The sequence below is a fragment of the Nocardia brasiliensis genome, assembly GCF_011801125.1.
GTDB classification, from domain to species: Bacteria; Actinomycetota; Actinomycetes; order Mycobacteriales; family Mycobacteriaceae; genus Nocardia; species Nocardia brasiliensis_C.
The window spans coordinates 3,286,697-3,313,195 of sequence record NZ_CP046171.1 but is presented as its reverse complement, the minus strand read 5'-3'; the positions used below and the strand labels follow the sequence as shown (position 1 = coordinate 3,313,195).

Annotated in this window: 23 protein-coding genes and 1 pseudogene; 4 read left to right on the top strand and 20 right to left on the bottom strand. The window is 68.2% G+C overall.

Annotated features, from left to right (window positions below):
- Positions 1-3: 3 nt before the first annotated feature.
- The 5 genes from F5X71_RS15085 to F5X71_RS15065 are packed head-to-tail and all read right to left on the bottom strand — an operon-like array spanning position 4 to position 3,970.
- Entirely contained in the window at positions 4-1,242 is a 1,239-nt protein-coding gene (locus F5X71_RS15085) for a cytochrome P450 (RefSeq protein WP_167462526.1), read from the bottom strand.
- On the bottom strand, positions 1,239-1,844 hold the full coding sequence (locus F5X71_RS15080; protein ID WP_167462525.1) for a GTP-binding protein: 606 nt from the start codon (positions 1,842-1,844) through the stop codon (positions 1,239-1,241). The genes F5X71_RS15085 and F5X71_RS15080 overlap by 4 nt, the downstream gene beginning before the upstream one ends.
- A complete protein-coding gene (locus tag F5X71_RS15075; protein ID WP_167462524.1) occupies positions 1,819-2,172 on the bottom strand; it encodes a DUF742 domain-containing protein in 354 nt (117 codons plus the stop codon). The genes F5X71_RS15080 and F5X71_RS15075 overlap by 26 nt, the downstream gene beginning before the upstream one ends.
- Positions 2,169-2,594 carry a roadblock/LC7 domain-containing protein gene (locus F5X71_RS15070; protein ID WP_167462523.1) on the bottom strand — a complete coding sequence of 142 codons (426 nt, stop codon included), beginning with the start codon at positions 2,592-2,594 and terminating at the stop codon, positions 2,169-2,171. The genes F5X71_RS15075 and F5X71_RS15070 overlap by 4 nt, the downstream gene beginning before the upstream one ends.
- Entirely contained in the window at positions 2,594-3,970 is a 1,377-nt protein-coding gene (locus F5X71_RS15065; RefSeq protein WP_342803771.1) for a sensor histidine kinase, read from the bottom strand. The genes F5X71_RS15070 and F5X71_RS15065 overlap by 1 nt, the downstream gene beginning before the upstream one ends.
- Before the next feature lie 995 nt (positions 3,971-4,965).
- Here F5X71_RS15065 and F5X71_RS15060 point away from each other — a divergent pair.
- Positions 4,966-5,397: a type II toxin-antitoxin system Rv0910 family toxin gene (locus F5X71_RS15060; protein ID WP_167466482.1), complete on the top strand. Its 432-nt coding sequence runs from the start codon at positions 4,966-4,968 to the stop codon at positions 5,395-5,397.
- A 135-nt stretch (positions 5,398-5,532) separates the two neighbouring features.
- Here F5X71_RS15060 and F5X71_RS15055 read toward each other — a convergent pair.
- Positions 5,533-6,327, bottom strand: a pseudogene (locus tag F5X71_RS15055) (LysR family transcriptional regulator); the annotation flags it as partial.
- A 146-nt stretch (positions 6,328-6,473) separates the two neighbouring features.
- Here F5X71_RS15055 and F5X71_RS15050 point away from each other — a divergent pair.
- Genes F5X71_RS15050 through F5X71_RS15040 form a run of 3 tightly spaced genes read left to right on the top strand, consistent with a single transcriptional unit; the run spans position 6,474 to position 10,032 of the window.
- Positions 6,474-7,580 (top strand): tartrate dehydrogenase, encoded by a 1,107-nt coding sequence (locus F5X71_RS15050; protein WP_167462521.1) that lies wholly within the window; start codon positions 6,474-6,476, stop codon positions 7,578-7,580.
- Positions 7,577-8,887, top strand: a complete 1,311-nt coding sequence (locus F5X71_RS15045) for a 2-hydroxycarboxylate transporter family protein (protein WP_167462520.1) — start codon at positions 7,577-7,579, stop codon at positions 8,885-8,887. The genes F5X71_RS15050 and F5X71_RS15045 overlap by 4 nt, the downstream gene beginning before the upstream one ends.
- Positions 8,884-10,032: a glycerate kinase gene (locus F5X71_RS15040; protein ID WP_167462519.1), complete on the top strand. Its 1,149-nt coding sequence runs from the start codon at positions 8,884-8,886 to the stop codon at positions 10,030-10,032. Before F5X71_RS15045 ends, F5X71_RS15040 begins: the two co-directional genes overlap by 4 nt.
- A gap of 252 nt (positions 10,033-10,284) precedes the next feature.
- Here F5X71_RS15040 and F5X71_RS15035 read toward each other — a convergent pair whose 3' ends face one another.
- From F5X71_RS15035 to F5X71_RS14970, 14 genes are all read right to left on the bottom strand, one after another.
- Positions 10,285-11,124 carry a class I SAM-dependent methyltransferase gene (locus F5X71_RS15035; protein WP_238815904.1) on the bottom strand — a complete coding sequence of 280 codons (840 nt, stop codon included), beginning with the start codon at positions 11,122-11,124 and terminating at the stop codon, positions 10,285-10,287.
- Positions 11,125-11,150: 26 nt separating this feature from the next.
- Complete coding sequence (gene alc, locus F5X71_RS15030) at positions 11,151-12,179, bottom strand: allantoicase (RefSeq protein ID WP_167462518.1); 1,029 nt, start codon at positions 12,177-12,179, stop codon at positions 11,151-11,153.
- Entirely contained in the window at positions 12,172-13,548 is a 1,377-nt protein-coding gene (allB, locus tag F5X71_RS15025; RefSeq protein WP_167462517.1) for an allantoinase AllB, read from the bottom strand. Before allB ends, alc begins: the two co-directional genes overlap by 8 nt.
- Positions 13,541-14,731, bottom strand: coding sequence for a glycerate kinase (locus tag F5X71_RS15020; protein ID WP_203218303.1), 1,191 nt, complete (start codon positions 14,729-14,731; stop codon positions 13,541-13,543). The genes allB and F5X71_RS15020 overlap by 8 nt, the downstream gene beginning before the upstream one ends.
- Positions 14,728-16,524 (bottom strand): glyoxylate carboligase, encoded by a 1,797-nt coding sequence (gene gcl, locus F5X71_RS15015; RefSeq protein ID WP_167462516.1) that lies wholly within the window; start codon positions 16,522-16,524, stop codon positions 14,728-14,730. The genes F5X71_RS15020 and gcl overlap by 4 nt, the downstream gene beginning before the upstream one ends.
- 88 nt (positions 16,525-16,612) lie before the next feature.
- Positions 16,613-17,485 (bottom strand): NAD(P)-dependent oxidoreductase, encoded by an 873-nt coding sequence (locus F5X71_RS15010; RefSeq protein WP_167462515.1) that lies wholly within the window; start codon positions 17,483-17,485, stop codon positions 16,613-16,615.
- Complete coding sequence (locus F5X71_RS15005; protein ID WP_167462514.1) at positions 17,482-18,285, bottom strand: hydroxypyruvate isomerase family protein; 804 nt, start codon at positions 18,283-18,285, stop codon at positions 17,482-17,484. Before F5X71_RS15005 ends, F5X71_RS15010 begins: the two co-directional genes overlap by 4 nt.
- The gene (locus F5X71_RS15000) at positions 18,282-18,662 is read right to left on the bottom strand and encodes an allophanate hydrolase-related protein (RefSeq protein ID WP_167462513.1); all 381 of its coding nucleotides are present in this window, start codon (positions 18,660-18,662) and stop codon (positions 18,282-18,284) included. Before F5X71_RS15000 ends, F5X71_RS15005 begins: the two co-directional genes overlap by 4 nt.
- 143 nt (positions 18,663-18,805) lie before the next feature.
- Positions 18,806-19,873 carry an XdhC family protein gene (locus tag F5X71_RS14995; protein ID WP_167462512.1) on the bottom strand — a complete coding sequence of 356 codons (1,068 nt, stop codon included), beginning with the start codon at positions 19,871-19,873 and terminating at the stop codon, positions 18,806-18,808.
- 13 nt (positions 19,874-19,886) lie between these two features.
- Positions 19,887-21,329: an NCS2 family permease gene (locus tag F5X71_RS14990; RefSeq protein WP_167462511.1), complete on the bottom strand. Its 1,443-nt coding sequence runs from the start codon at positions 21,327-21,329 to the stop codon at positions 19,887-19,889.
- A 149-nt stretch (positions 21,330-21,478) separates the two neighbouring features.
- The gene (locus F5X71_RS14985) at positions 21,479-23,812 is read right to left on the bottom strand and encodes a xanthine dehydrogenase family protein molybdopterin-binding subunit (protein ID WP_174817072.1); all 2,334 of its coding nucleotides are present in this window, start codon (positions 23,810-23,812) and stop codon (positions 21,479-21,481) included.
- On the bottom strand, positions 23,809-25,158 hold the full coding sequence (locus F5X71_RS14980) for an 8-oxoguanine deaminase (protein WP_174817071.1): 1,350 nt from the start codon (positions 25,156-25,158) through the stop codon (positions 23,809-23,811). Before F5X71_RS14980 ends, F5X71_RS14985 begins: the two co-directional genes overlap by 4 nt.
- Positions 25,155-25,628, bottom strand: a complete 474-nt coding sequence (locus tag F5X71_RS14975; protein WP_167462510.1) for a (2Fe-2S)-binding protein — start codon at positions 25,626-25,628, stop codon at positions 25,155-25,157. Before F5X71_RS14975 ends, F5X71_RS14980 begins: the two co-directional genes overlap by 4 nt.
- A complete protein-coding gene (locus F5X71_RS14970; protein ID WP_167462509.1) occupies positions 25,628-26,497 on the bottom strand; it encodes an FAD binding domain-containing protein in 870 nt (289 codons plus the stop codon). The genes F5X71_RS14975 and F5X71_RS14970 overlap by 1 nt, the downstream gene beginning before the upstream one ends.
- Positions 26,498-26,499 lie beyond the last annotated feature (2 nt).

Here is a 26,499-nt window from a genome sequence, read left to right as displayed (position 1 = left end):
TCCTTAAAACACGTTCAACGGTGGTGACTTAGGAAACACTACGGGGAGGGAGACCAGCGCGCGATGGAAAGGTCCTGGCCGCCAAGACAATTCGTCGACTGCCACGGCAAGGCCGAGTTCGGGGAGCGCATCGAGCAGTTGATCGATGGCGTCCTGCACGATCAGCAGTGCCATCGATCGGGCCGGGCACGAGTGCGGTCCGACGCCCCACGCCAGGTGCGACCGATTGTCCACGTACTCCCCCACGCTGATGGTGGGGTCGTTGTTGCAGCCCGCCATGCTGATCACGACTGGCTGATGGGCGGGCAGCCACACGCCGTCGATCAGGATCGGCTGCTTGGGGTAGGACACGCAGTAGTTCGCCATCGGCGGATCGGTGAACAACACCTCGTCCAGCGCGTCGCGAGTCGAAAGGCTGCCGCCCAGAACGTTTCCCGCGAAGCGGTCGTCGGTGAGCATCAGCAGCAGCGTGTTGATGATCAGGTTCTGCTGCGGCTCGATGCCCGCGCCGTACAGCGTGACCAGCTGGTGGATCATCTCCACGTCGTCGAGCTTGGCCGGGTGGGCGAGCAAGCGCGAGGTGATGTCGTCGCCCGGCTCTTTACGCTTCAGGGTGACCAGGTCGAACAGCGCGTCGGTGAGCATCGCGTTGCCCTTGTCGGCGTTGACGCCCTCGAAGATCGCGGCCATCCCGGTCGCGACCTGCTGGCCGATGTCCGGCGGACAGCCGAGCGCGGCGTTGAGCACCGCGAAGGTGAGCGGAAAGGCGTACTGGCTGATCAGATCCGCGGCGCCGTCCTGGCAGAAGGCGTTGATCAGCGGAATGGCGATCTGCTCGACGGTGGCGTGCAGCGAATGCAGGTCGACCTCGGCCACGGCGACCACGTTGGCCTGGCGGTAGCGCAGATGCTCCAGACCCGCGCTGCGTAAGGCGTTCGGCCGCCACTCCAGCATCGGCAGGATCGGGCACTCGCCCGGCACGTTCTTCTGCCAGGTGCGCGGATCGGCCGGAAAGTGGTCCGGGTCGTTGAGGATTCGTAAAGCGGTGTGATAACCGATCACCAGCGTGGCCGGGACGTCCGGTGCGAGGTTGACCGGCACGAGCGAACCGTATTGGCGGCGCATCTCACGGTAGGCCAGATGCGGGTCTGCGGCGAACTCCTCGGAATATAGGGAAACCCTGGGGCCTTCGGTGGTGATCGGGGATCCGTGCTGGACAGGGCAGGACGGGGGGGTGATCAAAGACGTGACTCCAGACGCTGGAACAGGAATTCGACGAGCGTGATCAGCGAGCGCAGGCAGGTACCTCTGTCACGCGCGTCCAAGGACGTGAGTGGGGTGTCGGGTGCCAGGTCCAGCGCGTCACGAACCTCGCTGAGTGGATAGTTCCTGGCCCCTTCGAATTGGTTGACCGCCACCGAATACGGCACGCCGCGCTCCTCGAGCACCGAGAGCACCTCGTCGGACTTCTCGATGCGGCGGGTGTCGACCAGCACCAGCGCGCCGAGCGCACCGCGGGCCAACTCCTCCCACAGCGGCACGAACCGCTGCTGGCCCGGCGTGCCGAACAGGTAGAGCGCCAGTTTCGGACTGAGCGTGATACGCCCGAAGTCCATCGCGACGGTCGTCTGCGATTTACCGGACAGACCTGCCATGTCGTCGACGCCGACGCTGGCCTCGGTGATCGTCTCCTCCGTGCGCAGCGGCTTGATCTCCGAGACGCTGCTCACAAAGGTGGTCTTACCGACACCGAAATTGCCTGCCACCAACAGTTTTACGGAACGAGTAACGGTCTCCGGCACATAGTCGACTGGACGATCAGACGGCGAGAGCACGGAGCCCATTGAGTACTTCCTCCAGCAGAGCGATCTCCGGCAGGTGTTCGGCCGGGGTAGGTGACACCAGATGGCCGCTGTCCATGAGATCGGCCGCGACGATCTTCACGACGGACGGCGGCAGGTCGAGGTACGCGGCGATCTCGGCGATCGACAGCGCACCCCGGCGGCTGCAGAGATTCATGACCCGGCGCGTATCGGGTGTGGCACCCGGTGCCGGGTTCTTGGCCGCACGGACCAATGTGACGAGGTCCAGCTCGCGGGTGGGACGGGTGCGTCCCCCGGTGCGCACGTACGCCCGAACCAGGTCGGGATCACGCCGGGACCGTGGTGTCATGGCAATTCGCCACCATCGACACGCCTGCGGGGCTGGCTGCCCAGCTCGCGCCCGACCCGGCCGGCCAGCTCGTTCATCCGGTGCGCGATGAGCGCCACGTCGATCTCGGTGGTGGTCGCGACACCGAGCAGCGCGCCCTCGCCCGCCGCGGTGATCAGGATCATGCCCTGGTCGTATTCGGTCATGTTCTGGCGCACACCGTTGTTCGTGTCGCCGCAGAACTCCCCGAGCGCCTTGCCCAGCGAACGCAGGCCCGAGGCCGCCGCGGAGAACCGCTCGGCCTCGTCGCGCTCGATACCCGGCGAGTGCGCGATCCGCAGACCGTCCTCGGACAGCAGGACCGAGAATCTGACGCCGGGAACGTTCAGATCGTCGAGTAGCCAGCCGAGCTTGTTGCTGCTGTCGGTCACGGGGGTGGCCATCAGGATGTCATCCCTTCGGTGTGCTCGGAGTGATCGGTGGCGGCGGCACGGCCGCTCTGGGAGCCCGTGTGCCAGGCGGCGGCGACATCGGGGCGGGCCAGTCCCGGCTCGGTACGCGGGCCGACGGGAGCTAAGGCGACGGTGCGGCGGCGGCGCTTCGGTAGACCGCCGCTGGTGATCTCGTGCACGGCGAATTGCTCACTCTCGCTGGGCTCTTCACGGTGCGGCTCACTGGCCGCTGACACCGCGACGGGCTGCGGCGCGACCTCCGCCACCGGCTGCTCGTGCGCGGGTGCCGCGTCTTGACCAGGCTGTTGCGTCATCAGCAGCGCCTCCGGGATGTAGACCATCGCGCGCATGCCGCCGAAGACATTCGGGCCGTCGATGTAGACGGTGAAGCCGTAGCGGCGCGCGAGCGCGGCGATACCGGGGAAGCCCACCTTGGGCGAGGGGCCGAGCTGATGGATGTCGACCGAGCGCTCGTGCGCGAGCACCTGCCTGGCCTCCTCCATCTGTTCGGCGTTCATCCGGACGCCGGCATCGTCGATGATCACGGTGACGCCGTGATGGCCTTCCTGGAAACTGACATCCACGAAAGACGTTGGCGGAGAGTAGCGCAGCGCGTTGTCGAGCAGCGTCGCCAGGGTGTGCACGAGCGGTTCCACCGCGCGGCTGATGACGACTCGGTCGAGCTGACCGGGGCGCACCCGTAGGTAGTCGCGGACGCGGCCGATGGCACCGCCGACCACGTCGGTGAGCGACTGGGCGGGCCAGCGCCGACCGGGCAGACCGCCACAGACGATCACGTAGGACTGCGCCTGCCGGATCATCTGCTGCACGGTGTGGTCGATCCGGGTGAGCGTCTCGTAGACCTCGTCGTTGCGGTGCTCACGCAGCGCCGAGCTCACCACCTGGCTCACGTCGGCGCCCAGGCTCACCACGGAGGTGCCGAACGAGCGCACGGCGGCACTGGTGGCCTGCCGCGCCGCGGCGGAGACCTCCTCGCGGACCTTGCCCTCGGCGGCCCCGATCGCCTGCTGCGCCTCGTGATTGGCCTGCTCCCTGGTCTCGGACCGGAGCAGGCTCAGATCGTCGGCGTACCGCTCGGCGATCCAGCGCAGCACCTGGGCCAGCCGGGAGTTCTCCAGGCCGGGCGGCACCTCCACGGTGGGCGGCTGGGTGTCGAACCGTCTGATCGCCTCGGTGACCGCGGGCATCGTGTTCGTGGCGAACCGCTCGACGGTCTCGTCTACGGCTCGCTGCTCTCTGCTGAGTGCTTCGGCTCTGGCTCGCTGTTGTTTCGCATACTGGAATGCGTACAGCGCCACCGCTATCGCAACCAGCAGAGCGGCGGCGAGGATCCATGCAAGCACCACGGCGATATCTTGATTCATCAGTTCTTTCGTCGTCGATTGGCGCCGAGGAATCGACTCTCCGTCATCGTGCTTCGTCTCGCCTTCCTCGCGACGCCGACCATGCACATCCCTGGTCGGATCTGGGTCTACGTCGGAGGACCGGAGACCCTGCGCACACTCCGAGGCCGTCCTGCTCGTGCCTCACAGTGCCCGCGGGGCAGGCGATGCCACGGTCGATCGCCCACCGAACGGATTGTGCCCGAACGGTTACCAGAACCCGACGGCCCCGACATTAGCAGCAATGCAACCAACTCTCGCCCAATCCACTCACATGATTGCGTTTGCAGACAAAAGGTGACTACCGCACACAAATGCGCAATAATGCTGCGCCCCTGGCGATCACGGCCGCTAGCCACGCAGTGACCAGGGCCGTTTCGCCGGTGTCGATAAAGGACACATCATCGGATCTCTTCGTGCAGCCGCACATCTCACACATCCTGTCAACCACGCCTACCTAGCCGACAGCTGGAAACGGGCCCACAACAGGAACATCCGGTTTGCTTTTGCCCAAAAGTTAGCTGGTACGTCCAGTTTGATTCGAACACGTTCGGGACCGGTCGGTCTGATCAATAACCGTCCCCAGTTGCCCGGAAGTCGCCCACTGACGGCACCCGCACCCACTCACGCGACCACCTCGCCCCCGAGACACTCCAGGGCATCCACCACCGACGCACCCACGCGCCAATGCCCACCCCGACGACACGGACACCGCTGTCATGCGCCCCACGCGACCCCGCCCCAGCGCACCCGGACGATCGCCCCTCGAGCGCACAAGATCTGCCCTTAGGCACCCGCGCGGTCCGGCACGGCGCGCCCGCACGCAACCGCGCGGTCCGATGCGCGGCTCGCCGACGCAGGCATCCCCGCTATGCGCGACCCCCACGCGCCCGCCCTTGCACGCCCCCGCGCGGCATGCATAGGTAACCCAGACTGCTGGTACCGGATACTATGCCGGCATGGCAAAGCTGAAGGTGTCCGTCGATGTGCCGATCTCGCCGGAAGAAGCGTGGTCGCACACGTCCAACCTGGCCGACCTCGACAAGTGGCTGACGATGCACGAGGCGTGGCGCAGCGAGGTGCCCGACCAGCTCACCGTCGGCACCCAGCTGGTCGGCGTGGCCTCGGTCAAGGGGCTGCGCAATCGGGTGACCTGGACCGTCAAGGCGGCCGAGCCGCCGCGCAGGTTGCAGCTCACGGGCGCGGGCAAGGGCGGCACCAAGCTCGGCCTCGAACTGCTGGTCGCCCCCAAGGGCACCGGCTCGGAGGTAACCGTCGACATCGAACTCGGCGGACGACCACTGTTCGGCCCCATCGGCGCGGGCGTGGCCCGCGCGGTCAAGGGCGACATCGAGCGCTCCCTGGACAAGTTCGTCGCGCTCTACGCCTGAAAGCTCCTGTGTGACAGGGTCTCGCGCCGGCCTCGGCCGCTCAGCTCGCCGCGGCGGTGATGCGGCGGCCGAGCCTGCCTTCAGGTGGTCGATCAGCGCCCGGGTTCGGCGCGGCAGGGGCGCGGTGGCCGCGTACACCGCGTAGATGTCCGCGGGTGGGGTCTGCAGTTCGGGGAGCACCTGGAGCAGGGCGCCTGCGCGTAGGAGCGGGTCGACGTGCCAGCGTGACCGCATGACCAGGCCGCGCCCCTCCAGGCACCAGTGGGTGATCACGTCGCCGTCGTTGCTGATCAGGTTTCCCGCCACCCGCACCGCGAGTTCCTTTCCCGCGCGCTCGAACCGCCACAGCGCGTAGTCGGATTCGTTCTCGCGCAGGATGATGCAGTTGTGCTGTGCCAAATCCTGCACCGTGGCGGGCATACCGTGTCTGCGCACGTACTCCGGCGCCGCGCACACCACCCGGCGATTGACCCACAGCCTGGTCGCGGTCAGCCGCGAATCCTGTAGCGTGCCAACGCGAATCGCGATGTCGTAGCCGGTGCCCGCGGTGTTGAGCGGCAGCGCGGACAGTTCCAGATCCACCTGCACCGCCGGATGCCGCTCGACGAAATCGGCGACCAGCGGCGCGATGTGGGCCCGGCCGAGGCCGATCGTCGACCGCAGGTGCACCCGGCCCCGCAGGTCGTGCTGCTGTTCGGCGATCGAGTCTTCCAACTCCTCCAACTGGGCGGCGATCACCGCGGCGCCCGCCGCGTAACGCTCCCCCTCGGGGGTCAGCGTCAGCCTGCGCGTACTGCGCTGCACCAGCACCACCCCGAGCCGGGCCTCCATCTGCGCGAGCCGCTTGCTCACCGACGACACCGAGATGCCGAACTCCCTGGCCGCCTCGGTCAGGCTGCGCGACCGCGCGACGATATCGAAGAACGTCACGTCGTCGGTGGACCCACCGTACACGGCGACCTCCTCTTCTTTTCCTGCCGGGAAAAAGTCTCTTGCACGTTCCGTGCTTTTGCCGCGGAATATCCGAGCCTACCGTTGAGAACATCTCGTTACCAAGAAGATCGGAGCACGCGACGATGGGTGCCACGCACCGAATTGCTGTCATTCCAGGCGACGGCATCGGCAAGGAAGTCGTACCGGAGGGAATTCGAGTTCTCCGCGCCGCGGCGGCCGCATTCGACTTCACCCTGGATATCACCGAGTACGACTTCGCGAGCGCGGACTACTACACGGCGACCGGGAAAATGCTGCCGGACGGCTGGTTCGACGAGCTGTCCGGCTTCGACGCGCTGTTCTTCGGCGCGGTCGGCTGGCCCGAGGTGGTGCCCGACCACATCTCGCTGTGGGGCAGCCTGCTGCAGTTCCGCCGCCATTTCGACCAGTACGTGAGCCTGCGGCCGGTCCGGCTGCTGCCTGGCATCAGCAGCCCGCTGGCCGGCAGGCAGCCCGGTGACGTCGACTTCTACGTGGTCAGGGAGAACACCGAGGGCGAATACTCGAGCGTCGGCGGCAAGATCTTCGAGGGCACCGACCGGGAAACGGTGCTGCAGGAAACCGTGATGACCAGAACCGGCGTCGACCGAATCCTGAAGTACGCCTTCGAGTTGGCGCAGCGCAGGCCGAAACGGCATCTCACCTCGGCCACCAAGAGCAACGGTATTTCCATCTCCATGCCCTATTGGGACGAACGCGTCGCGAACATGGCCACCAATTATCCGGAGGTGGCGGTGGACAAGTACCACATCGATATTCTGACGGCCAATTTCGTCCTGCATCCGGATTGGTTCGACGTGGTGGTGGCGAGCAACCTCTTCGGCGATATTCTCTCCGATCTCGGGCCCGCCTGCACCGGCACCATCGGCATCGCACCGAGCGGAAACATCAACCCCGAGCGGCGTTTTCCGAGCCTGTTCGAGCCGGTGCACGGCTCGGCGCCCGATATCGCGGGCCTCGGCATCGCCAATCCGATCGGCCAGATCTGGAGCGGCGCGATGATGCTGGAACACCTCGGCGAGGAACAGGCCGCCGCCGCGGTGCTCGCCGCCGTCGAAGCCGCGCTGGTCCAGGACAAGTCCCTGATGACACCCGATATGGGCGGCTCGGCGACCACCGAGGCTTTCGGCGCCCTGGTGTGCGCGCAGCTCGACGCCGCGACATCGATGACCGGGGCGAGGCGGTCATGAAGCTCGATGCCCGGCCACGCTCGTTCCCCGCGCCGGCCCTGGACGGCATTCCGCTGATCGTTCCGGTCGTCCTGACCGCGGGCGTGCTCACCGCGGGCTACTTCGACGCCGTCCCCGAGAACATGATCGGCGGGCTGGCGGTGATCGTCGGGCTGGGCATGCTGCTCGGCCCGCTCGGCAACCGGCTGCCGGTCATCTCGAAAATCGGTGGCGGCGCGCTGATCTGCCTGATGGTGCCCTCGATCCTGGTGTACCTCGGCGCTTTCGACGACAATACCCTTGCCGCCGCGAGCGCCTTGATGAAGCAGGCGAACTTCCTCTACTTCGTCATCTGCACCCTGGTGGTCGGCAGCATCCTCGGGATGAGCCGGAAGGTGATGATCGGCGGGCTGATTCGCATCTTCCCGCCGTTGCTGCTCGGCACCGTGGTGGCGATCTCGGTGGGCATCGCGGTCGCCATGGCGTTCGGGCACAGCTTCCATCGGGCGCTGTTCTACATCGTCGTGCCGATCATCGGCGGCGGCATCGGCGAGGGCGTCATCCCGCTGTCCTCGGCGTACGCCTCGGCGCTCGGCGGTCATCAGGCCGACTTCGTCGCCGAGCTGATCCCGGCGGCGATCATCGGCAATATCGCGGCGGTCATCACCGCCGGCATGCTGCGCAGGCTCGGCGATCGCCGCCCGCACCTCGACGGCGGTGGCCAGCTGGTCAAGGTGCCCGAGGCCGATACCGAACCGGCCACCACCGCCGCGTCGGCACCGCGCGACCCGGCCGCGCCCGCGCGCAATCACGCCCTCGGCGTGCTGCTCATCTGTGGCATGTTCGTGCTGGCCACGCTGCTAGAGCACGTGGTGCACCTGCCCGCGCCGGTGCTGGTGATCATCATGTCGGTGCTGTGCAAGGTATTCGGCATCTTCCCGCCCGTGGTCGAGGACAGTGTGCGCGGCGTATACACCGTCATCGCGAGACACTTCATCTATCCCACGATGATCGGGCTCGGTCTGCTGTATCTGCCGTTGCAGAGCATCATCGGCGTGCTGTCGGTGGGGTACGTGGTCGCGTGCGTCGCCGTGGTGCTCTCGATGGCAGGCACCGGCTACTTCGTCGGCCGGGCGATCGCGATGTATGCGATCGACGCCGCGCTGGTCACCGTGTGCCACAGCGGCCTCGGCGGAACCGGTGACGTGGCCATCCTCTCCGCCTCGAACCGGATGAATCTCATGCCGTTCGCGCAGATCTCGACCCGGATCGGCGGCGTGACCACGGTCATCTCGGCGGCCGCGCTGATCAAGGTGTGGCAGGGATGACAGTGCTGGTCGCCCCGGACAAGTTCAAAGGCAGCCTATCCGCCGCCGAGGTGGCCGACTGTCTCGCCGCGGGCCTCACCGGTGCCGGCGTAGCGTGCCACCGACTGCCGCTCGCCGACGGCGGCGACGGCAGCGTCGAGGCCGCGATCGCCGCCGGTTTCGCGGCGCTGCCCGGCACCGTCGCCGGGGCGACCGGCATGCCGCGGCGGAACCTGATCGCACTGCGCGGCGACACCGCCGTGGTCGAGGTCGCGAACACCTGCGGGCTCGCCACCCTGCCCGGCGGCAGGCTCAGCCCGCTCGACTCGTCGAGTCTCGGCCTGGGCCAGGCGCTTCGGCACGCGTTACGGTACGCACCGCGGCGCATCGTGCTGGCGCTCGGCGGCAGCGCCGGTACCGACGGGGGCATGGGGTTGTTGACCGCCATGGGATTCCGGTTCATCGACGCGGCGGGGCGGGTGCTCACGCCGAAAGGCCGTGCGCTGCTGGACATCGCCGGTGTCGACGTGTCGGCCGCGGTGCGCCTGCCCGCGGTCGAGCTGGTGCTCGCCTGCGACGTCACCAACCCACTCGCCGGCCCCGACGGCGCGGCCTACGTCTACGGCCCGCAGAAGGGCGCGAGCCCGGCGCAGGTTCGCCTGCTCGACCAAGGCCTGCGCCGCCTGGTGCAGGTGTTGTCCCGCAACGGTTTTCCCCAAGCGGCTGCCCTCGCCACGTCACCGGGCGCCGGGAGCGCGGGCGGGATCGGCTTCGCCGCCATGCTGCTCGGCGCCCAGCCGATCTCCGGCGCCGAATATTTCCTCGACCTCCTGGATTTCGACCGGCACCGCCGCCGCGCCGACCTGATCGTCACCGGCGAAGGCAGCATCGACGCGCAAACCGAACGCGGCAAGCTCCCCGCCGCGATCGCACACCGCGCGGGTGCGACTCCGGTCATCGTGGTGGCCGGCCGCAGTGACCTCCCCCGAACCCGCTGGCGCCGAGCCGGTTTCACCCACGTCTACACCCTCGCCGACTACACCGAAGCCGACACCGCCCACAACCCCGCCCTCACCGCCCGCCTCCTCACCCGCATCGGCACCACCATCGCCCACCACCACCTGACCAAGCACAACCCCGAAATCGACCTCGCCCCGTGTGAATGACTCGGATCGAACCAGCGCGATACTCGAGCTCGATCCGGACGGTGACCACACAACTGCCACCGAGCCGCACCTCCATCGCCCTGCGCTCGCCACGCAGGCGGTCGCGGACGTCAAGCGCGCAGCGGTTGTGGTTGCGACGACGCGGACGTCGAGCGCATCGGCGGGTCGTGGGTGCGACGAGCGTGCGCCTCGTCTAGACAGCACCAGGTCGTCGGTCGGGGGAGCCCGGCTGCGCGGCGCGCTGGTGCGCTCTCAGGTGGTCGGCGGGTGGTTCGCGGTGATGAGGCGGTAGCCGAGGTCCAGGTGGGTGCGGGTCTGGAGGTCGGCGTAGCGGGTGGCCCAGGTGCCGTCGGCGAGGTCTTGCCGTAGCCGCGACAGTCCTTCGCGTAACCGGGGTTTCGGTGTGAGCGCGAGCATGGACATGCCCGCCCGCACGGTTTCGTCCAGGTAGGCGCCAGGGCGCCGCCAATAGGCACCGCCGAAACCGTCGAGGCAGTCGTGTGGCACCGGGATCGGCTGTATCTCAGCGTTTTCCAGCCGATCCGTCAGACGGGCCAGCGGCACCGCGAGCCGGGCGTCGGTGTCGGCCGCGGCGGGCAAATAGTCTCGTACCAGCCAGAAGTTCCGGAACACCGCATGATCCCAGGTGAGAATCACGATGCGGCGCCGGGAAATTCGGAGCATCTCGGCGATGCCGCGCTCGAGGTCGCGCCAGTGATGGACGGTGAGTACCGCCAAGGCGGCATCGACCGCGCCGGTCCGGATCGGCAGATGTTCGGCGCTCGCCCGCACGGCCTGCGCGGCGCCCGCCGGCCGCTGGTCGATCATCACCCGGCTCGGTTCCACCGCCAGGACAGTCCCGCTCGGCTCATAGGACCCGGTGCCCGCACCGATGTTCACGATCGAGTCCATGCCATCGAGCGCCCGCGCGATCGGGGCGGCGATGCGGGGATCCGGCCGCCGGGTCGTCGCGTAGGTGCGCCCGGTGGTGTCGTAGACCGTCATCACCGGACCGCCGCGCGGCCGCGCCCGCCGGTGCCGACTTCTCTCGCCATTGTCGGACCTTAACGGGAGCGCGGCCACCTCGGCCACCCCGGCTCACACCTGGTGCGCGCGAATCACTTTCCGCCCGCCGACCAGCGCGCGTGCAGCGCCTGCTCGGCCGCGGCGGTCAGCGCACCGAGCACGCGCAGCCGCGCGATACCGCCGTCCGGGTAGATGTCGACCCGGACGTGCGTGGCGGCCCGCTCGGACGGCGCGAGCCGGAACCGGTGCGGGGTGTCGGGCTGCAGCGCGGTGCGCGGCAGCAGCTCGAACCAGGCCGGATCGTCGGTCGCGGGCAGCGGGCCCGGCCCCTGATGATCGATGGCCACGATGCGGGTCTCGCCGGGCGCGTTGAACAACAGGTTGGTGGTGTCGATCTCGATCAGCGCGGGCACGCCCTGTGCGGCGAGCTTGATTGTCGCCCAGTCGTTCCCGCCGTCGCGCCGACGCGCGGTCTCCCACCCTTCGGCCTGGTTGCGGGCCAAGCCGGGGGCGAGCATGTTGTCCGGCGCCGAGTAGAACATGTTGGAGCAGGCGATGGTCCGCGCGCCGTGCTCGAGCGCGGCCAGGTCGACGGTGAGCCCGGTGAGCAGCGCCGGCTCCGGGACCACCTCTCCGTGCACGCGCAACCGGGCGACGCCGCCGTCCGGGAAGATGTTCAATCGCACATGGGTGAAGATGCGCTCGTCGGTGACCGGCAGCTCGTGCTTGGCGTCACCACCCAGCGCGGTGCGCGGCACGATGTCGACCCATTCGGCCGAATCCAGCTGCGCCACCGACGGATACCCGGGCACCCGGCAGGCCTCGATGGAGGCGAACGGCGGATAGTTGCCTTTGAACCACGCCGTGTCGACGACGACGCCGCGGATCACGCCCTGCATGCCGAGCCGGATGATGGCCCAGTCGTGGCCCGGTCCGCGATGGCGGCGGGTCTCCCAGCCGTCGTACTCCTGCCCCTTGGGACCGAAGGTGTGCGCGGCGAACCGGGGTTCCCACGGGTTGATGAGATTCTCGCGCTCTTCGAACGATTCGTCGCTCGCGGCGATCACGCCTGCGCGGTTGGTGCGCAGCGCGAGGTCCGGCAGGCTGGTGAAGTCAGACATATTTCCCTTGTCGGTTGCGGTTCGCGATGAGGTCGGCGGATGCGGCATCGGATTGGCGCACTGTGGCTCCGGGCTGGGTGAGCAGCGCCCCGGTCGGCGGGTGTCCGTTGCCGACCACCCGGCCGCGCAGCCAGGTGGCGTGCACCAGCCCGCGCAGCTCCCGTCCGCCGTAGGGCGTGATGGGGTTCTTGTGCGCCAGCGCGGCGGGATCGACGGTGACCGGCGCCCACGGATCGAAGGCCACGAGATCGGCGTCGCAGCCGACCGCGATCCGGCCCTTCTGCGGCAGCCCGGCCAGCCGCGCCGGGGCGGTGGCCATCCAGCCCACCACATCGGTGAGCCGGAACCCGCGTTCGGCGGCGGCCGTCCATACGGCGGGCAGCCCGATCTGAAGCGACGAGATCCCGCCCCACGCGGTGGCGAAGTCCCCCTCCTTCAATTCCGGCGTGCACGGCGAATGGTCGGAGACCACGCAGCTGAGCACCCCGGCGGCCAAGCCCTGCCACAGTTGGTCCTGATTGCCCGAATCACGAATCGGCGGACAGCATTTGAACGCGGTGGACGATGCCTCGGCCGCCGAGAGGGTCAGGTAGTGCGGACAGGTCTCGGCGGTGATCCGCACACCACGGGCTTGCGCCGCGGCCAACGGTTCGAGGCAGGCGGCGGCCGAGACGTGCAGGATGTGCGCCCGCACCCCGGTGAGCTCGGCGAGCGCGATGACTTCCTGCACCGCGGCCTTTTCCGCCTCCCCCGGCCGGGAAGCGAGAAACGCGCCATACGTTCCGTCGACCGGATCACGCAGTTGCACCGGATCTTCGGCGTGCACCACGAGCAGACCGTCGAACGCGGCGAGCTCGCGCATCACCTGCTCGATCTCACCGAGCCCGAGCGGCGGAAACTCATCCACCCCCGAGGGCGAGAGGAAGCATTTGAAGCCGACCACCCCCGCCTCGTGCAGTGGCCGCAGCGACGCCAGGTTGCCGGGAATCGCACCGCCCCAGAAGGCCACGTCCACATGGCATTGGCCGTCCGCGACAGCGCGTTTGGTGTTCAGGTCGGCCACGGTGACCGTCGGCGGCAACGAGTTCAGCGGCATGTCGACGATCGTCGTCACGCCGCCCGCCGCGGCCGCCTTGGTGGCCGTGGCGAAACCTTCCCACTCGGTGCGCCCCGGCTCGTTCACGTGCACATGCGAATCCACGAGTCCGGGCAGCACGACGAGATCGGCGAGGTCGGTGGTCGCCGCGGCGGGCAGCACCGCCTCGTAGTCGGCCAGCGCCGCGATCTTGCCGTCCCGCACGGCGATCGAGGCCGCGCGAATTCCTTCCGGCAGTGCCACCCGCCGGGATCGGATCACCAAGTCATGCATGAGCGTTCGCTCCCAACCAGGCACCGGCGATCTCGCCGGCCAGCTTTTCCAGCAGTGGTCCCGCCTGCGCGATGCAGATCTCGGGGTCGGGCTCGAGATCGGTGAGCGCGTAAGCGGTTTCGATGTGGGCGCCGCGCAACTGCGCGTCGGTGAGCGCGCGCTGCCCGGCCACCGCGACGACGGGCACGCCCGCGCGCGCCGCCGCCCGCGCGACCCCGACCGGCGCTTTGCCGTGCAGGCTCTGGGCGTCGAGCGACCCTTCACCGGTGATCACCAGGCGGGCGCCCTCGATCTGCTCGGGGAACGACATCAGCTCGAGGATCAACTCGATGCCCGGCCGGACGGTCGCGCCGAGGAAGGCGAGTGCCGCGTAGCCGACGCCGCCCGCCGCGCCCGCGCCGGGCCGCTGCGCCACGGCGGCGCCGAGGTCGCGTTCGACGATGGCCGCCAAACGGGCCAGGCCCCACCCCATTTCGTCGACCTCGCGCTGACGCGCCCCCTTCTGCGGACCGTAGACCTGAGCCGCGCCGCGCGGTCCGAGCAGCGGGTTGTCGACGTCGGAGGCGACGACCACCGGCACCTGCACCATATCGGTGGCGTCGATGCGGGCCAGCCTGCTCAATGCCGCCGCGCCGGGCGGCAATTCGTGATCGTGCTCGTCGAGGAAGCGCACGCCCAGCGCGGACATCATGCCGACCCCGCCGTCGGTGCAGGCGCTGCCGCCGAGCCCGAGCACCACCTGACGCGCACCGCGACCGGCCGCCGCGCGAATCAATTCGCCGGTGCCGTAACTGGTCGCGGTCATGGCGGTGTGAAAGGTCGGCCGCACGGGCAGCCGACGCAGGCCGGACGCTTCCGCCAGCTCGATCACGGCCGCCTCGCCCCTCATCGCGAACGAGGCGGCCACCGGCAGGCCCAGCGGACCGGTCACGCTGGTCTGGAATCGAACGAATCCCGATTCCACCACCGCGTCCACCGTGCCGTCCCCGCCGTCGGCCACCGGCATGGTGACGAGCGGGAGATCCGGGCGCGCCCGGCGCAGTCCGGTCGCGAGGTGCGCGGCGACCTCGGGCGCGGTGAGCGAGCCCTTGAACTTGTCCGGTGCGAGAACGCAATACCCGTCGCGCCACCCGCCGCGGGTGAGCGCGGCGCGCAGTGCGGGCGGTGCGTCCGGCCTGCTCACCGCCCGCCTCCCACCGGCTCGTCGACAGGGAAGGTGGCGGTGGGTGCGTCGGCGGTGGTGACGGCGAGTTCTTCGTATTCGACGATGTTGTCGATCTCCAACCCCATCGACACATTCGTGACGCGTTCGAGGATGACCTCGACCACCACCGGCACCCGATGCTCGGCCATCAACTTCTTCGCCTCTTCCAACGCGGGACCGATGTTGTCGGGCTCGAAGACACGGATCGCCTTGCAACCGAGCCCTTCGGCGACCTTCACATGATCGACACCATAGCCACCGACCTCGGGACTGTTGATGTTGTCGAAATCGAGCCGCACATAATAGTCCATATCGAACTGGCGTTGCGCTTGCCGGATCAACCCCAGATACGAATTGTTCACCACCACATGGATATACGGGATATTGAACTGCGCACCCACCGCCAACTCCTCGATCAGGAACTGGAAGTCGTAGTCCCCGGACAAAGCGACCACCATCGCGTCCGGCACCGCGGTCGCCACCCCCAGCGCCGCGGGCAACGTCCACCCCAACGGACCCGCCTGACCCGCATTGATCCAATGCCGCGGCCGATACACATGCAACAACTGCGCGGCCTGGATCTGGGACAACCCGATCGTGCTCACATACCGCGTCTGCGGCCCGAACACCCGATTCATCTCCTCATACACCCGCTGCGGTTTGATCGGCACCGCATCGAAATGCGTCTTACGCAACCCCCGCCGCTTCCGCGCCCGGACCTGCTCAGCCCACTCCCGACGATCCGGCAACTCCCCCGCCGCCCGCAACTCCCGCGCCACCTCCACGAACACCGCCAACGCCGCCCCCGCATCCGAGGTGATCCCCAAATCCGGAGCGAACACCCGCCCGATCTGCGTCGGCTCGATATCGACATGCACAAACCGCCGACCCCGCGTATAGGTCTCCACCCCACCGGTATGCCTGTTCGCCCACCGATTCCCGATCCCCAACACGAAATCCGACGCCAGCAACGTCTCGTTCCCATACCGATGCGACGTCTGCAACCCCACCATCCCCGCATGCAACCGATGATCATCACCGATCACACCCCACCCCATCAACGTCGGCACCACCGGAACACCGGTCAACTCCGCGAACTCCACCAACAACCCCGCCGCGTCCGCGTTCACCACCCCACCACCAGCCACGATCACCGGCCGCTGCGCCGACCCCAACATCGACAACACCTTCACCGCCTGCGCCCGCGACGCCGCAGGCCGCGACACCACCAACGGCTCATACGCCTCGATATCGAACTCGATCTCAGCCAACTGCACATCAATCGGCAAATCAATCAACACCGGACCCGGACGACCCTCCCGCATCACCCGAAACGCCTTCTGAAACGTCCCCGGCACCTGCGCCGGCTCCAACACCGTCACCGCCCACTTCGCCACCGGCCCCGCCACCGCCGCGATATCAACCGCCTGAAAATCCTCCTTATGCAACCTCGACACCGGCGCCTGACCCGTAATACACAACATCGGCACCGAATCCGCACTCGCCGAATACAACCCCGTAATCATGTCCGTCCCCGCCGGACCCGACGTCCCCACACACACCCCGATATTCCCCACCCCAGCCCGCGAGAACCCCTCCGCCATATGCGACGCCGCCTCCACATGCCGCGCCAACACATGCCGCACCCCACCATGAGCCCGCAACGCCGAATAGAACGGATTAATCGCCGCACCAGGCAAACCAAACGCCTGCACCGCCCCCTCCCGCACCAAAATCAACACCGCCGCATCAACCGCACGCATCCGAGCCATGATCAGACCTCCTTGTTATGGCGCGTAGCGCGAAAGTGCATGGGGTGCAATGTCGTGTGAGTGGCCCGGCTGTCGCGCGTCACGGCGTTCATTCGCCCTTGCCCGACAATGCCTCGGCGACCAGCAGCAGACCGGAGTGGTCCAGCGAGCCGTAACCCATCGCCCTGGCGGCGGCGATGAGTTGCGCGGTCAACGCGCCCATCGGAATGGCCACCTCGGCCTCGCGCGCGGCGGCCTGGATGATCCCCATGTCCTTGTGGTGCAGGTCGATCCGGAAACCGGGGACGAAGTTGCGGGCCAGCATGCTCGCCCGCTTGAGCTCGAGGATCTTGCTGCCCGCGAGCCCGCCCGCCAGCACGTCCAGGCCCTTTTCCGCATCCGCGCCGAGGTTCTCCATCAGCAGGATGGCCTCGGCGACAAGGGCATAGGTCCCGCCGACGACGAGTTGGTTGGCGGCTTTGACGCATTGGCCCGCGCCGTTACCACCCACCAGCGCGAAGGTCTTGCCGAGTGCCTCGAAAATCGGTGTGGCCGCCTCGAAGTCGGCCTGCGTGCCGCCGACCATGATCGACAGCGCCGCGCTGACCGCGCCCGCCTCGCCGCCGCTGACCGGAGCGTCCAGCACCCGCAGGCGGTTCTTCTTGCCCTCCGCGGCGGTCCACTTGGCCGTCTTCGGGGTGATGGTGGAGAAGTCGATGTACAGCGTGCCCGGCTCGGTGTGCGCGACGATGTCGCCGAAGACCTCTTCGATCTGCTCGTCCTGCGGCAGCATCGTGATCACGATGTCCTTCTTGCGCACCGCCTCGGCGACGCTGCCCGCGACGGAACCGCCCGCCTCCTCTAGCTTCTTCAAGCCCTTGGGGCCGATGTCGTAACCGGTGACCTCGTGCCCGGCCGCGACGAGGTGGCCCGCCATCGGGCTACCCATGATCCCTAGGCCGATAAAACCAATGTTGCTCATGCCCGCATCCACTTCCAATCCAGCTCTGGGTCTTTGTATTCGAGGCCGATCCAGCCGTCGTAGCCTGCGTCGGCGAGGGCGGCGAACAGGCCGGCGAAATCGAGTTCGCCGGTGCCCGGCCTGCCGCGACCGGGGTCGTCCGCGATCTGCACGTGACCGATATGGGGCGCGTAGCGCTCGATCACCTCGATCAGGTTCTCGTCCATCCGGGCGAGGTGGTAAAGGTCGCAGAGGAAGCGCACGTTGGGCTCGCCGGTCTGCTCGATCACGCGCACGGCGTGTTCGGCGCTGACGATCGGATAGTGCGGCGACTCATGGGCATTGAGCGCCTCGACCAAGACGACGGCATCGATCCGCGCGGCGGCGCGAGCGGCCAGGCGCAGGTTCTCCAGCGCGAGCTCGTCCTGTCGCGCCGGGTCCTCGCCCGCGATCCGGTTGCCGTACAGCGCGTTCAACGCGCGGCACCCGGTGCGCTCCGCGATCCCGACGGCCACTTCGATGTTGTCCCGGAAGCGCGCGGCTTCGCCGGGCACCGACACCAGCCCACGCCCCGCCGGAATCAGATCGAGGAAGTTCAGCCCGACCAGTGCCACACCGGCATCGTCGAGCGCGCGCACGAACGCGTCGATTTCCTTGTCCTCGGGCGTCGGATTCTCGCCGAAGGGCCACCAGAATTCGACGGCGTCGAATCCCGCGGCCTTGGCCGCGGCGGGCCGCTGCAACAGCGGCAGATCCGTGAAAAGAATAGAGCAGTTGACGTCGAATTTCGGGAGACCGGACTCCCCTGCGTAATGCTTCACTCAGCTCCTTCGCGATATTTCTTCCAACTGCCGACGCGGGTGATGTCGATCAGCTCCGGGTAGGACGTCGGCGGCTTGCGCAGCACCATCGACAGCACCGAGCGGCCGTCGTCGAGTTCGATCGCGCCCAACTCCAGTTCGGGCGGCTCGGCGGGCAGCAGATATTCCCGCAGCACGTCCATGGGCACGTCGAACAGCTCGCCGCTGATCGAGTCGCCACCGTCCGCGGCGGGGTCCAGACCGGGGAATCGGTCGCCCACCGAGAAGAACCGGTAGCGCGGCGCGGTTTTCGCTTCACCCGCGAAAGGCGCCCCGCGCAGCAGATGATTGAGCGGCCCTCCGCGCATGGCGGAACCGTTCAGAAAAATCAACGGCATAATCGGGTCCTTTGTGTCGAATTTCACCAAGTATGCAGGGATTGCACAGTTTTCGGATAGCTGAGATCAGCCCAAATCGGCCGATCATTCCGAAGTCGAATTTGTATGATGCTCCAGCGCGGAAATATCGCGGCGCGGCGCGATCACCACGTGGGGATCAGGTCGCGATGAATCGGTCCGCCGCTCGCGCGCAACGGCTGCGCCGAACCGCCGCGGCGGACCGCGACGATCTCCGCGGCGATGGCTACCGCGGTCTCCTCGGGGGTGCGTCCGCCGAGATCGAGTCCGATCGGTGAATGCAGCGCGGACAGTTCGGTTTCCGACAGGCCCGCGCTGCGCAGTCCCGCCATCCGGTCCTCGTGCGTGCGGCGCGACCCCATCGCGCCCACGTAGGCGACAGGCATCCGTAAGGCCAACTCCAGCAACGGGATATCGAACTTGGGATCATGGGTCAGGACGCACAGCACGGTGCGCGCGTCTACCGCGGTGTGCCGCAGATACCGGTCGGGCCAGTCGACCACGACCTCGTCGGCGTCCGGAAAGCGTGCCTTTGTGGCGAACAACGGACGGGCGTCGCAGACGGTGACGTGATAGCCGAGAAACCGACCGATCCGGGTGAGCGCCGCGGCGAAATCGATAGCGCCGAAGACGATCATCCGCGGCGGCGGCACGGCGGACTCGACGAACACCGTGACCTCCCGGTCGTCGCAGCCGATGACCCGCAGGCCGGTGCTGCCCGCGTCGAGCATGGCCCGCGCCTCCGCCGCGACCACCGGGTCGAAGGTGGCACCGAGCGTCCACCATGACCCCAAAGCCATGGTGGCGCCGGTGTTCACGTCCCGGACCAGCGCGACCGGCTCGACCGAGCGCAGCAGCGCCTCGATGGTGTCGAACTGCGCGGGGGTGATCGGCTGGACGAACACCTCGATGGTGCCGCCGCAGGTCAGCCCGACGGCGAAGGCGTCCTCGTCGCTGTAGCCGAAACTTTCGCGCACCGGCTGCCCGGTGCGCAGTGCCTCGCGGCAGAGCTCGTACACCGCGCCCTCGACGCAGCCACCGGAAATGCTGCCGATGACAATGCCTTCGGCGTCGACCGCGAGGGCGGCGCCGGGCGGTCGCGGCGCACTGCCGCTGACGCCGATAACTGTGGCGACGGCGTAGGACTTGCCCGCCGCGTGCAAGTGCAGGAGTTCTGTCGCGAGGTCACGCATGGTTGTCGCCGTTCTATCCGCCGAGCAGTAGTTCGATGGCCGAGATGCCGAAGTAGCCGGCGAACACCACCCCGACCACCCAGATGAGCCAATGGATTTCGCGGAACTTTCCGCGGGCCGCCTTGATCACCACGTAGGCGATCACACCCGCGCCGACCCCGTTGGTGATCGAGTAGGTGAACGGCATCAGCACGATGGTCAGGAAGGCGGGCACCGCGACTTCCAGGTCCGACCAGTCGATCTTGCGGGCCTGCGTCATCATCAGCGCGCCGACCAGCACCAGCGCGGGTGCGGCGGCCTGGATCGGCACCACCGCGGCCAGCGGGGTGAAAAACACCGCGAGGCAGAACAATCCACCGGTCACCACACTGGTCAAGCCGGTACGTGCGCCCTCACCGACGCCCGTCGCGGACTCGACATAGACGGTGTTGCCCGCCCCGCCGCTGAGACCACCGATGATCTGGCCGACACCGTCGACGGTCAGCACCTTGCCGAGTCCGGGCATGGTGCCCTTCTCGTCGAGCAGCCCCGCCTCGTCGCACACCCCGAACACGGTGCCCATGGCGTCGAAGAACCCGGTGAGCACCAGGGTGAACAGCACGACACCGGCCACCAGCCCGCCGGCCTTGGCGAACCCGCCGATCAGGTCGATGTCGAACAGCAGGCCGAAGTCCGGCGCGGCGAACAACCCGCTCGGCTTCTCCGGCACGACCGGACCCCAGGTCTTCGGATCGATCTTCGCCAGCGAGTTGACCACGATGGCGAGCACCGTGGCGATGGCGATGCTGATCAGGATGGCGCCGGGCACCTTCCGGATGAACAGCGCCAGCATCAACAGCAGCCCGACCGCGAAAATCACCACCGGCCAACCGGAAAGGTGTCCGCCCGCGCCGAGGGTGACCGGCGGGCCGGTCTGCGCGCCGTGCCCGACCACCCCGGCCGATACCAGGCCGATCATCGCGATGAACATGCCGATCCCGACGCCGATGGCGTTCTTGAGCGCGAGCGGGATGGCGTTGATGATCATCGTGCGCAACCCGGTGGCGGCCAGGATCACGATGATCACGCCCATCAGCACGACCAGGCCCATGGCCTGCGGCCAGGTCATGTGCGGTGCCGCCTGGAAAGCGACCACCGGTACCACGCCCAGCCCCGCGGCCAGCGCCAGCGGCACGTTGCCGACCAAACCCATCAGAATGGTGCTCAGGCCCGCGGAAAACGCGGTGGCCGTGGTGAGTTGGGCGATGCTGAGGGTGTTGCCGTCGACATCCTGTACCCCGCCGATGATCAGCGGAACGAGCAGGATAACGTAGGCCATCGCGACGAAAGTGGTGATGCCGCCGCGGATCTCGCGTGATACCGAGGTTTTGCGTTCGCTCAACCGAAAATATCGGTCGAGCGCGGACCTTCCGGTGGCCGGCTCCGGTACGGAGGAGTGGGTCTGTACTTGGGTCATGGCGTGCCCTCCTCGGGGCATGGCCGACCTACGATCCGGCGGTAGTGCCGTATCGCGTGGTTCGGTTTGCTGTTGTGGGGCTTGCGCCGGGTTGCCCGCGCGGGCACCGGGATCCGGTCGCCCGCGCGGACCGGCGCAGCCCCTGTTGATCAACTGCTCCGGATGATGTCTTCCGGGCGCACCGGCACTCGGTTGATGTGCACGGTTCCTCCCGCCGCTCGGCACGCGTCACGGATGGCGGCGACGATCGCGGGAGTCGAGGAGAGCGTGGGTGGCTCTCCGGCGCCGCGCAGCCCGTATGGGGCGTGCGGGTCGGCGTTTTCGAGAATCTCGAGCCGCTGTGGCGGCGAATCGAGAATCGTGGGAATCAAGTAGTCGGTGAACGACGGGTTGAGCACCTTGCCGTCGCGGACCTGGATCTCCTCCATGACCGCGAGGCCGAGGCCCTGCGCTGAGCCACCGTGGATCTGGCCCTCCAGCGAGAGCCGGTTCATGATCTTGCCGACGTCCTGGACCGCGTCCAGCGCAACGACTTTCACCAGGCCCAGTTCGGTGTCGACGTCCACCACCGCCCGGTGCACGCACAGGGCCAGCTGCGTGTGGCTGTCGCCCTGCCCGGTCACCGGGTCCATGCCGGTGGTCGGCTTGTGGTGGTATTTCCTGGTCTCCTCGATGACTTCGTCGCCGAGCAGGTCGACGATCGCGGCGAACACCTCACCGGTGCCCGACACCACCTTCCCGCCGACCAACCGCAGCCCGCGGGTAGCGCCGAAACGCTCCTGGGCCAGGGCGAGTACGCGCAGGCGCACCGCCTCGCACGCGGCCTTCACCGCGCCGCCGGTCATGTAGGTCTGGCGGGAGGCCGAGGAGGAACCCGCGCTGTCGATCTGATTGTCGGCGGGGTGGATGGTCACCTTCTCGATGCCGAGTTCGGTGCGCACGATCTGCGCTTCGACCGTGACCAGTCCCTGTCCCACCTCGGCGGCGGCGGTGTGCACCAGCGCGACGGGTTCGCCGCCGATCACCTCGAGGCGCACCCGAGCGGTCGAGTAGTCGTCGAAACCCTCGGAGAAGCAGATGTTCTTGATGCCGACGCCGTAACCGACGCCGCGCACCACGCCCTCGCCGTGGGTCGTCTGCGAGGCGCCGCCGGGCAGGTTCCTGATGTCGGCCGGGTCCAGTGGCGCGGGCAGCGGCATGTCACGCAGTTGCCCGAGCATCTCGGCCATCGGCATCGGCGCGTGCACCACCTGACCGGTCGCCAGCTTCGATCCCTGCGATACCGCGTTCACCTGCCGGACGCGCACCGGATCGAGGTCGAGCGCCTGCGCGAGCTTGTCCATCATCGACTCGTGCGCGAAACAGGCTTGCACCGCACCGAATCCGCGCATCGCGCCGCAGGGCGGGTTGTTGGTGTACACACCGTAGGCATCGATCTTGATGTGCGGCACCTCGTAGGGGCCGAGCGCCAGCGAGGACGCGTTGCCCGTGACATTGAGCGTCGCTGAGGTGTACGCGCCACCGTCGAGCACGATCCGCACCTCGGCGAAGACGATCTTGCCCGCGCGGGTGGCGCCGTATTCATAGCGCAGCTGCGCCGGGTGCCGGTGCACGTGCCCGAAGAACGACTCCTCGCGGTTGTACACCATCTTGATCGGCTTACCGGTGTAGAGCGCGAGCATCCCGGCATGGATCTGCATCGAGATGTCCTCACGGCCACCGAAAGCGCCGCCCACCCCGGCCATGGTCATCCGAATCTGGTCCGGGGACAGGCCGAGACAGGGACCGATCTGATCGAGATCGTTGTGCATCCACTGGGTGGCGACATAGAAGTCGAGCCCACCGTCCTCGCCGGGCGCGACCAGCCCGGCCTCCGGGCCGAGGAACGCCTGATCCTGGATGCCGACCTCGTACTCACCGGTCACCACCACGTCGGACATGGCGCGCCCGACCGCGATATCCCCCACTCGCACCGGCTGATACCGGGCGATGCCGCCGCGCTCCTGGACCTTGTTGGCCTCGGGATCGGCGATCACCGCGAGCGGATCGATGATGGGGGTCAGCACCTCCCATTCGATGGCGATCACCTCGACCGCGCGGCGCGCGATCTCGGGATGGTCCGCGGCGACCAGCGCGATCGGCTCGCCGTGGTGGCGCACCTCGTCGAACGCGAGAACCGGCTGGTCCCAGGTCATGTCGAGGCCGAAACACTTGCGGCCGGGCACATCCTCGTGGGTGAGCACGGCGTGCACACCAGGCAACGCGAGCGCCGCGCTGATGTCGATGCTCACGATCCTGGCGCGCGGATGCGGGCTGCGCAGCGTGGCGCCCCACAGCATGCCGTCCATCCACATGTCCGAGGCATAGGCGAACTCGCCCTTGACCTTCAGCGTGCCGTCGGGCCGCAGCGGGCTCTCGCCGATCCCGCCCTTGCCGGGCGCGGCGACCTCGCCGGGGAACCGGGTGCTCCGTACCGCGGTCATCGTGCTTCCTCCCGTTCCAATAGCCGCTTGCGCGCGGCGGCGCCTGCCCGGCCGACCGCGTCGTGCGACACGGTGCGCAGTTCGTCCTCGGCCACCACGGTGCGGCCGCCGACGAGCAGTCGCGCCAGCGGTGGTGTCGGGCCGAACACCAAGGCACAGACGGGATCCGCCACGGCGGCGCGGAATCCGTCCACCCGCCACATGGCGATATCGGCGAGCTTGCCGACCTCGAGGCTGCCGATCTCCTGCTGACGGCCGAGATTGCGCGCGCCGCCGAGGGTGCCGATCTCCAGGGCTTGGCGCGCGGTGAGCGCGGTCGGGCCGTGCACGGCCCGCTGGAACAGCATGGCCTGGCGCATCTCCCCCGCCATCGAGGTCAGTTCGCTGGAGGCCGCGCCGTCCACACCGAGGCCGACGGTCGCGCCCGCCCGCAAAAGCTCGGAGACCCTGGCGATTCCGGCACCGAGCCGGGCATTGGAACTCGGGCAGTGCGCCGAGCCCGTACCGGTCTCGGCGAAGCGGCGGATATCGGCGTCGTGCAGGTGCACCGCGTGCGCGAACCACACGTCGTCGCCGAGCCAGCCGAGCTTCTCCATGTATTCGACCGGGGTGCAACCCATCTGCTCGCGGCAGTGCTCTTCCTCGTCCAGCGTCTCGGCGAGGTGGGTGTGCAGCCGCACGCCCTTGGTGCGGGCCAGCAGGGCGGCATCGGTCATCAGGCCCTCGCTCACCGAGAACGGCGAGCACGGCGCCACCGCGACCCGCAGCATCGAGTCGAACGACGGATCATGGTATTTGTCAATGGTTTCCGCGGTGTTCAGCAGGATCTCGTCGCGATCCTCGACCACCTCGTCCGGCGGCAGTCCGCCGGCGGACTGCCCGCGGTCCATCGAACCACGGCACGGGTGGAAGCGAATGCCGATCTCGTGCGCGGCCCGCACCTCGGCGTCGAACAGATCGCCGCGGCCCTTCGGGAACACGTAGTGGTGGTCGCTGCTGGTGGTGCAGCCGGTCAGCGCGAGCCAGCCCAGGCCGGCCGAGGCCGCGCCATAGACCACCTCCGCGTCCATGCCCGCCCAGGTGCGGTAGAGGCCGGTGAGCCATTCGAACAGCGTGGCGTCCTGGTACAGCCCCTGGGTCGCCCACTGGTAGAGGTGATGGTGGGTGTTCACCAGGCCGGGGGTGACCAGGCAGCCGGTGCCGTCGACCCGTTGCGCGTCCGGCACAGCGGGCGCGGGTCCGGCGCCGAGCGCCTCGATCCGGCCGTCGGCGAGCACCAGATGCCCGGACGGGATCTCCGGGCCGACCACCGGCGCGATGTAGGCGTTGTCGATGATCGTCCTCATCGGGCCGCCGCTTTCCGCTGCGCCGCGAGCCGCACGGCGTCCAGGATCTTCTCGTAACCGGTGCAGCGGCACAGGTTTCCGGCCAGTGCCTCGCGGATCTCCACGTCGGACGGCGCGGGGTTGTGCTCGATCAGATCGTGCGCCTGCACGATGAGACCGGGTGTGCAGAAGCCGCATTGCACCGCGCCGGCCTCGACGAAGGCCTGCTGCATCGGATCCAGCGCCGCGCCGTCGGCGAGCCCCTCCACGGTGCGTACCGAGCGGCCCTCGACCTGCCCGGCGGCCACCAGGCAGGAGCAGACCGGCGTGCCATCCAAATAGACCGTGCACGAACCACATTCGCCTTGCTCACAGGCATTCTTGGAGCCGGGCAGGCCCATCCGCTCCCGCAGCACGTAGAGCAGGCTCTCGCCCTCCCACACGTCGTCCACGGTCTCCTTCGAGCCGTTCACGTCGAAGCACACGCGCATCAGGCTGCCTTCCTTTCTGTCAGGTAGTCCGTCCATGCCCAGCCCAGCGTGCGGCGGGCCAGCACCGAGAGGGCGTGTTTGCGGTAGTCCGCGGTGCCGCGGACGTCGTCGATCGGCTTCGCGGCCGCCGCGACCAGCGCACCGAACTCGCGCAGCACGCGCTCGTTCAGCGGTGCGGGCCGCTGCCAGGGCAACTCGGTGGCCAGGAATTCCTCGGCTGGCCCGGCGCGCAGCGGGGTCGGCCCCGACGAACCGATGCCGGTGCGGACCGTCCCGTCGCTCGGATACAGCGCGATCGCGAACGAGCACACCGCGATCACCATCGCGTTGCGCGTGCCGACCTTCGAAAAGTATTGCGGCCCTTCGGCGGGCGCCAACCAGATCGCCCGGATCAGCTCGTCCGGCTCGAGTGCGGTCTTGCGCACCCAGAGGTAGAAGTCGTCGATCGGGATCATCCTGGTGCCGCGCGCCGCCGACTCCACCTCGACGACCGCGTTCCCCGCGAGCAGCGCGGGATGGGCGTCACCGGCCGGGGAGGCGCCGCCGAGATTGCCGCCGACCGTGCCGCGGTTGCGGATCTGCGGCGAACCGACGGTGCGCGAGGCCTGCGCCAGACCCGGCAGCTGCTTGCCGAGCCGGTTGATGATCTTGACGTACGGCACGCCGGAACCGATCCGGATCTTGCCGTCGATCTCCTTGTGGTCGAACAGTTCCCGGCACGGGTTGAGGTCGAGCAGGGCATCGGGCCTGCCCTTGTCGAAGTTGAGTTCGACCATCATGTCGGTGCCGCCCTGGATCGGCACCGCTTCGGGGCGTTCGGCTTTGATGGCCAGGGCATCGGCCCAGCCGGTGGGTCGCAAGAAATCCATCG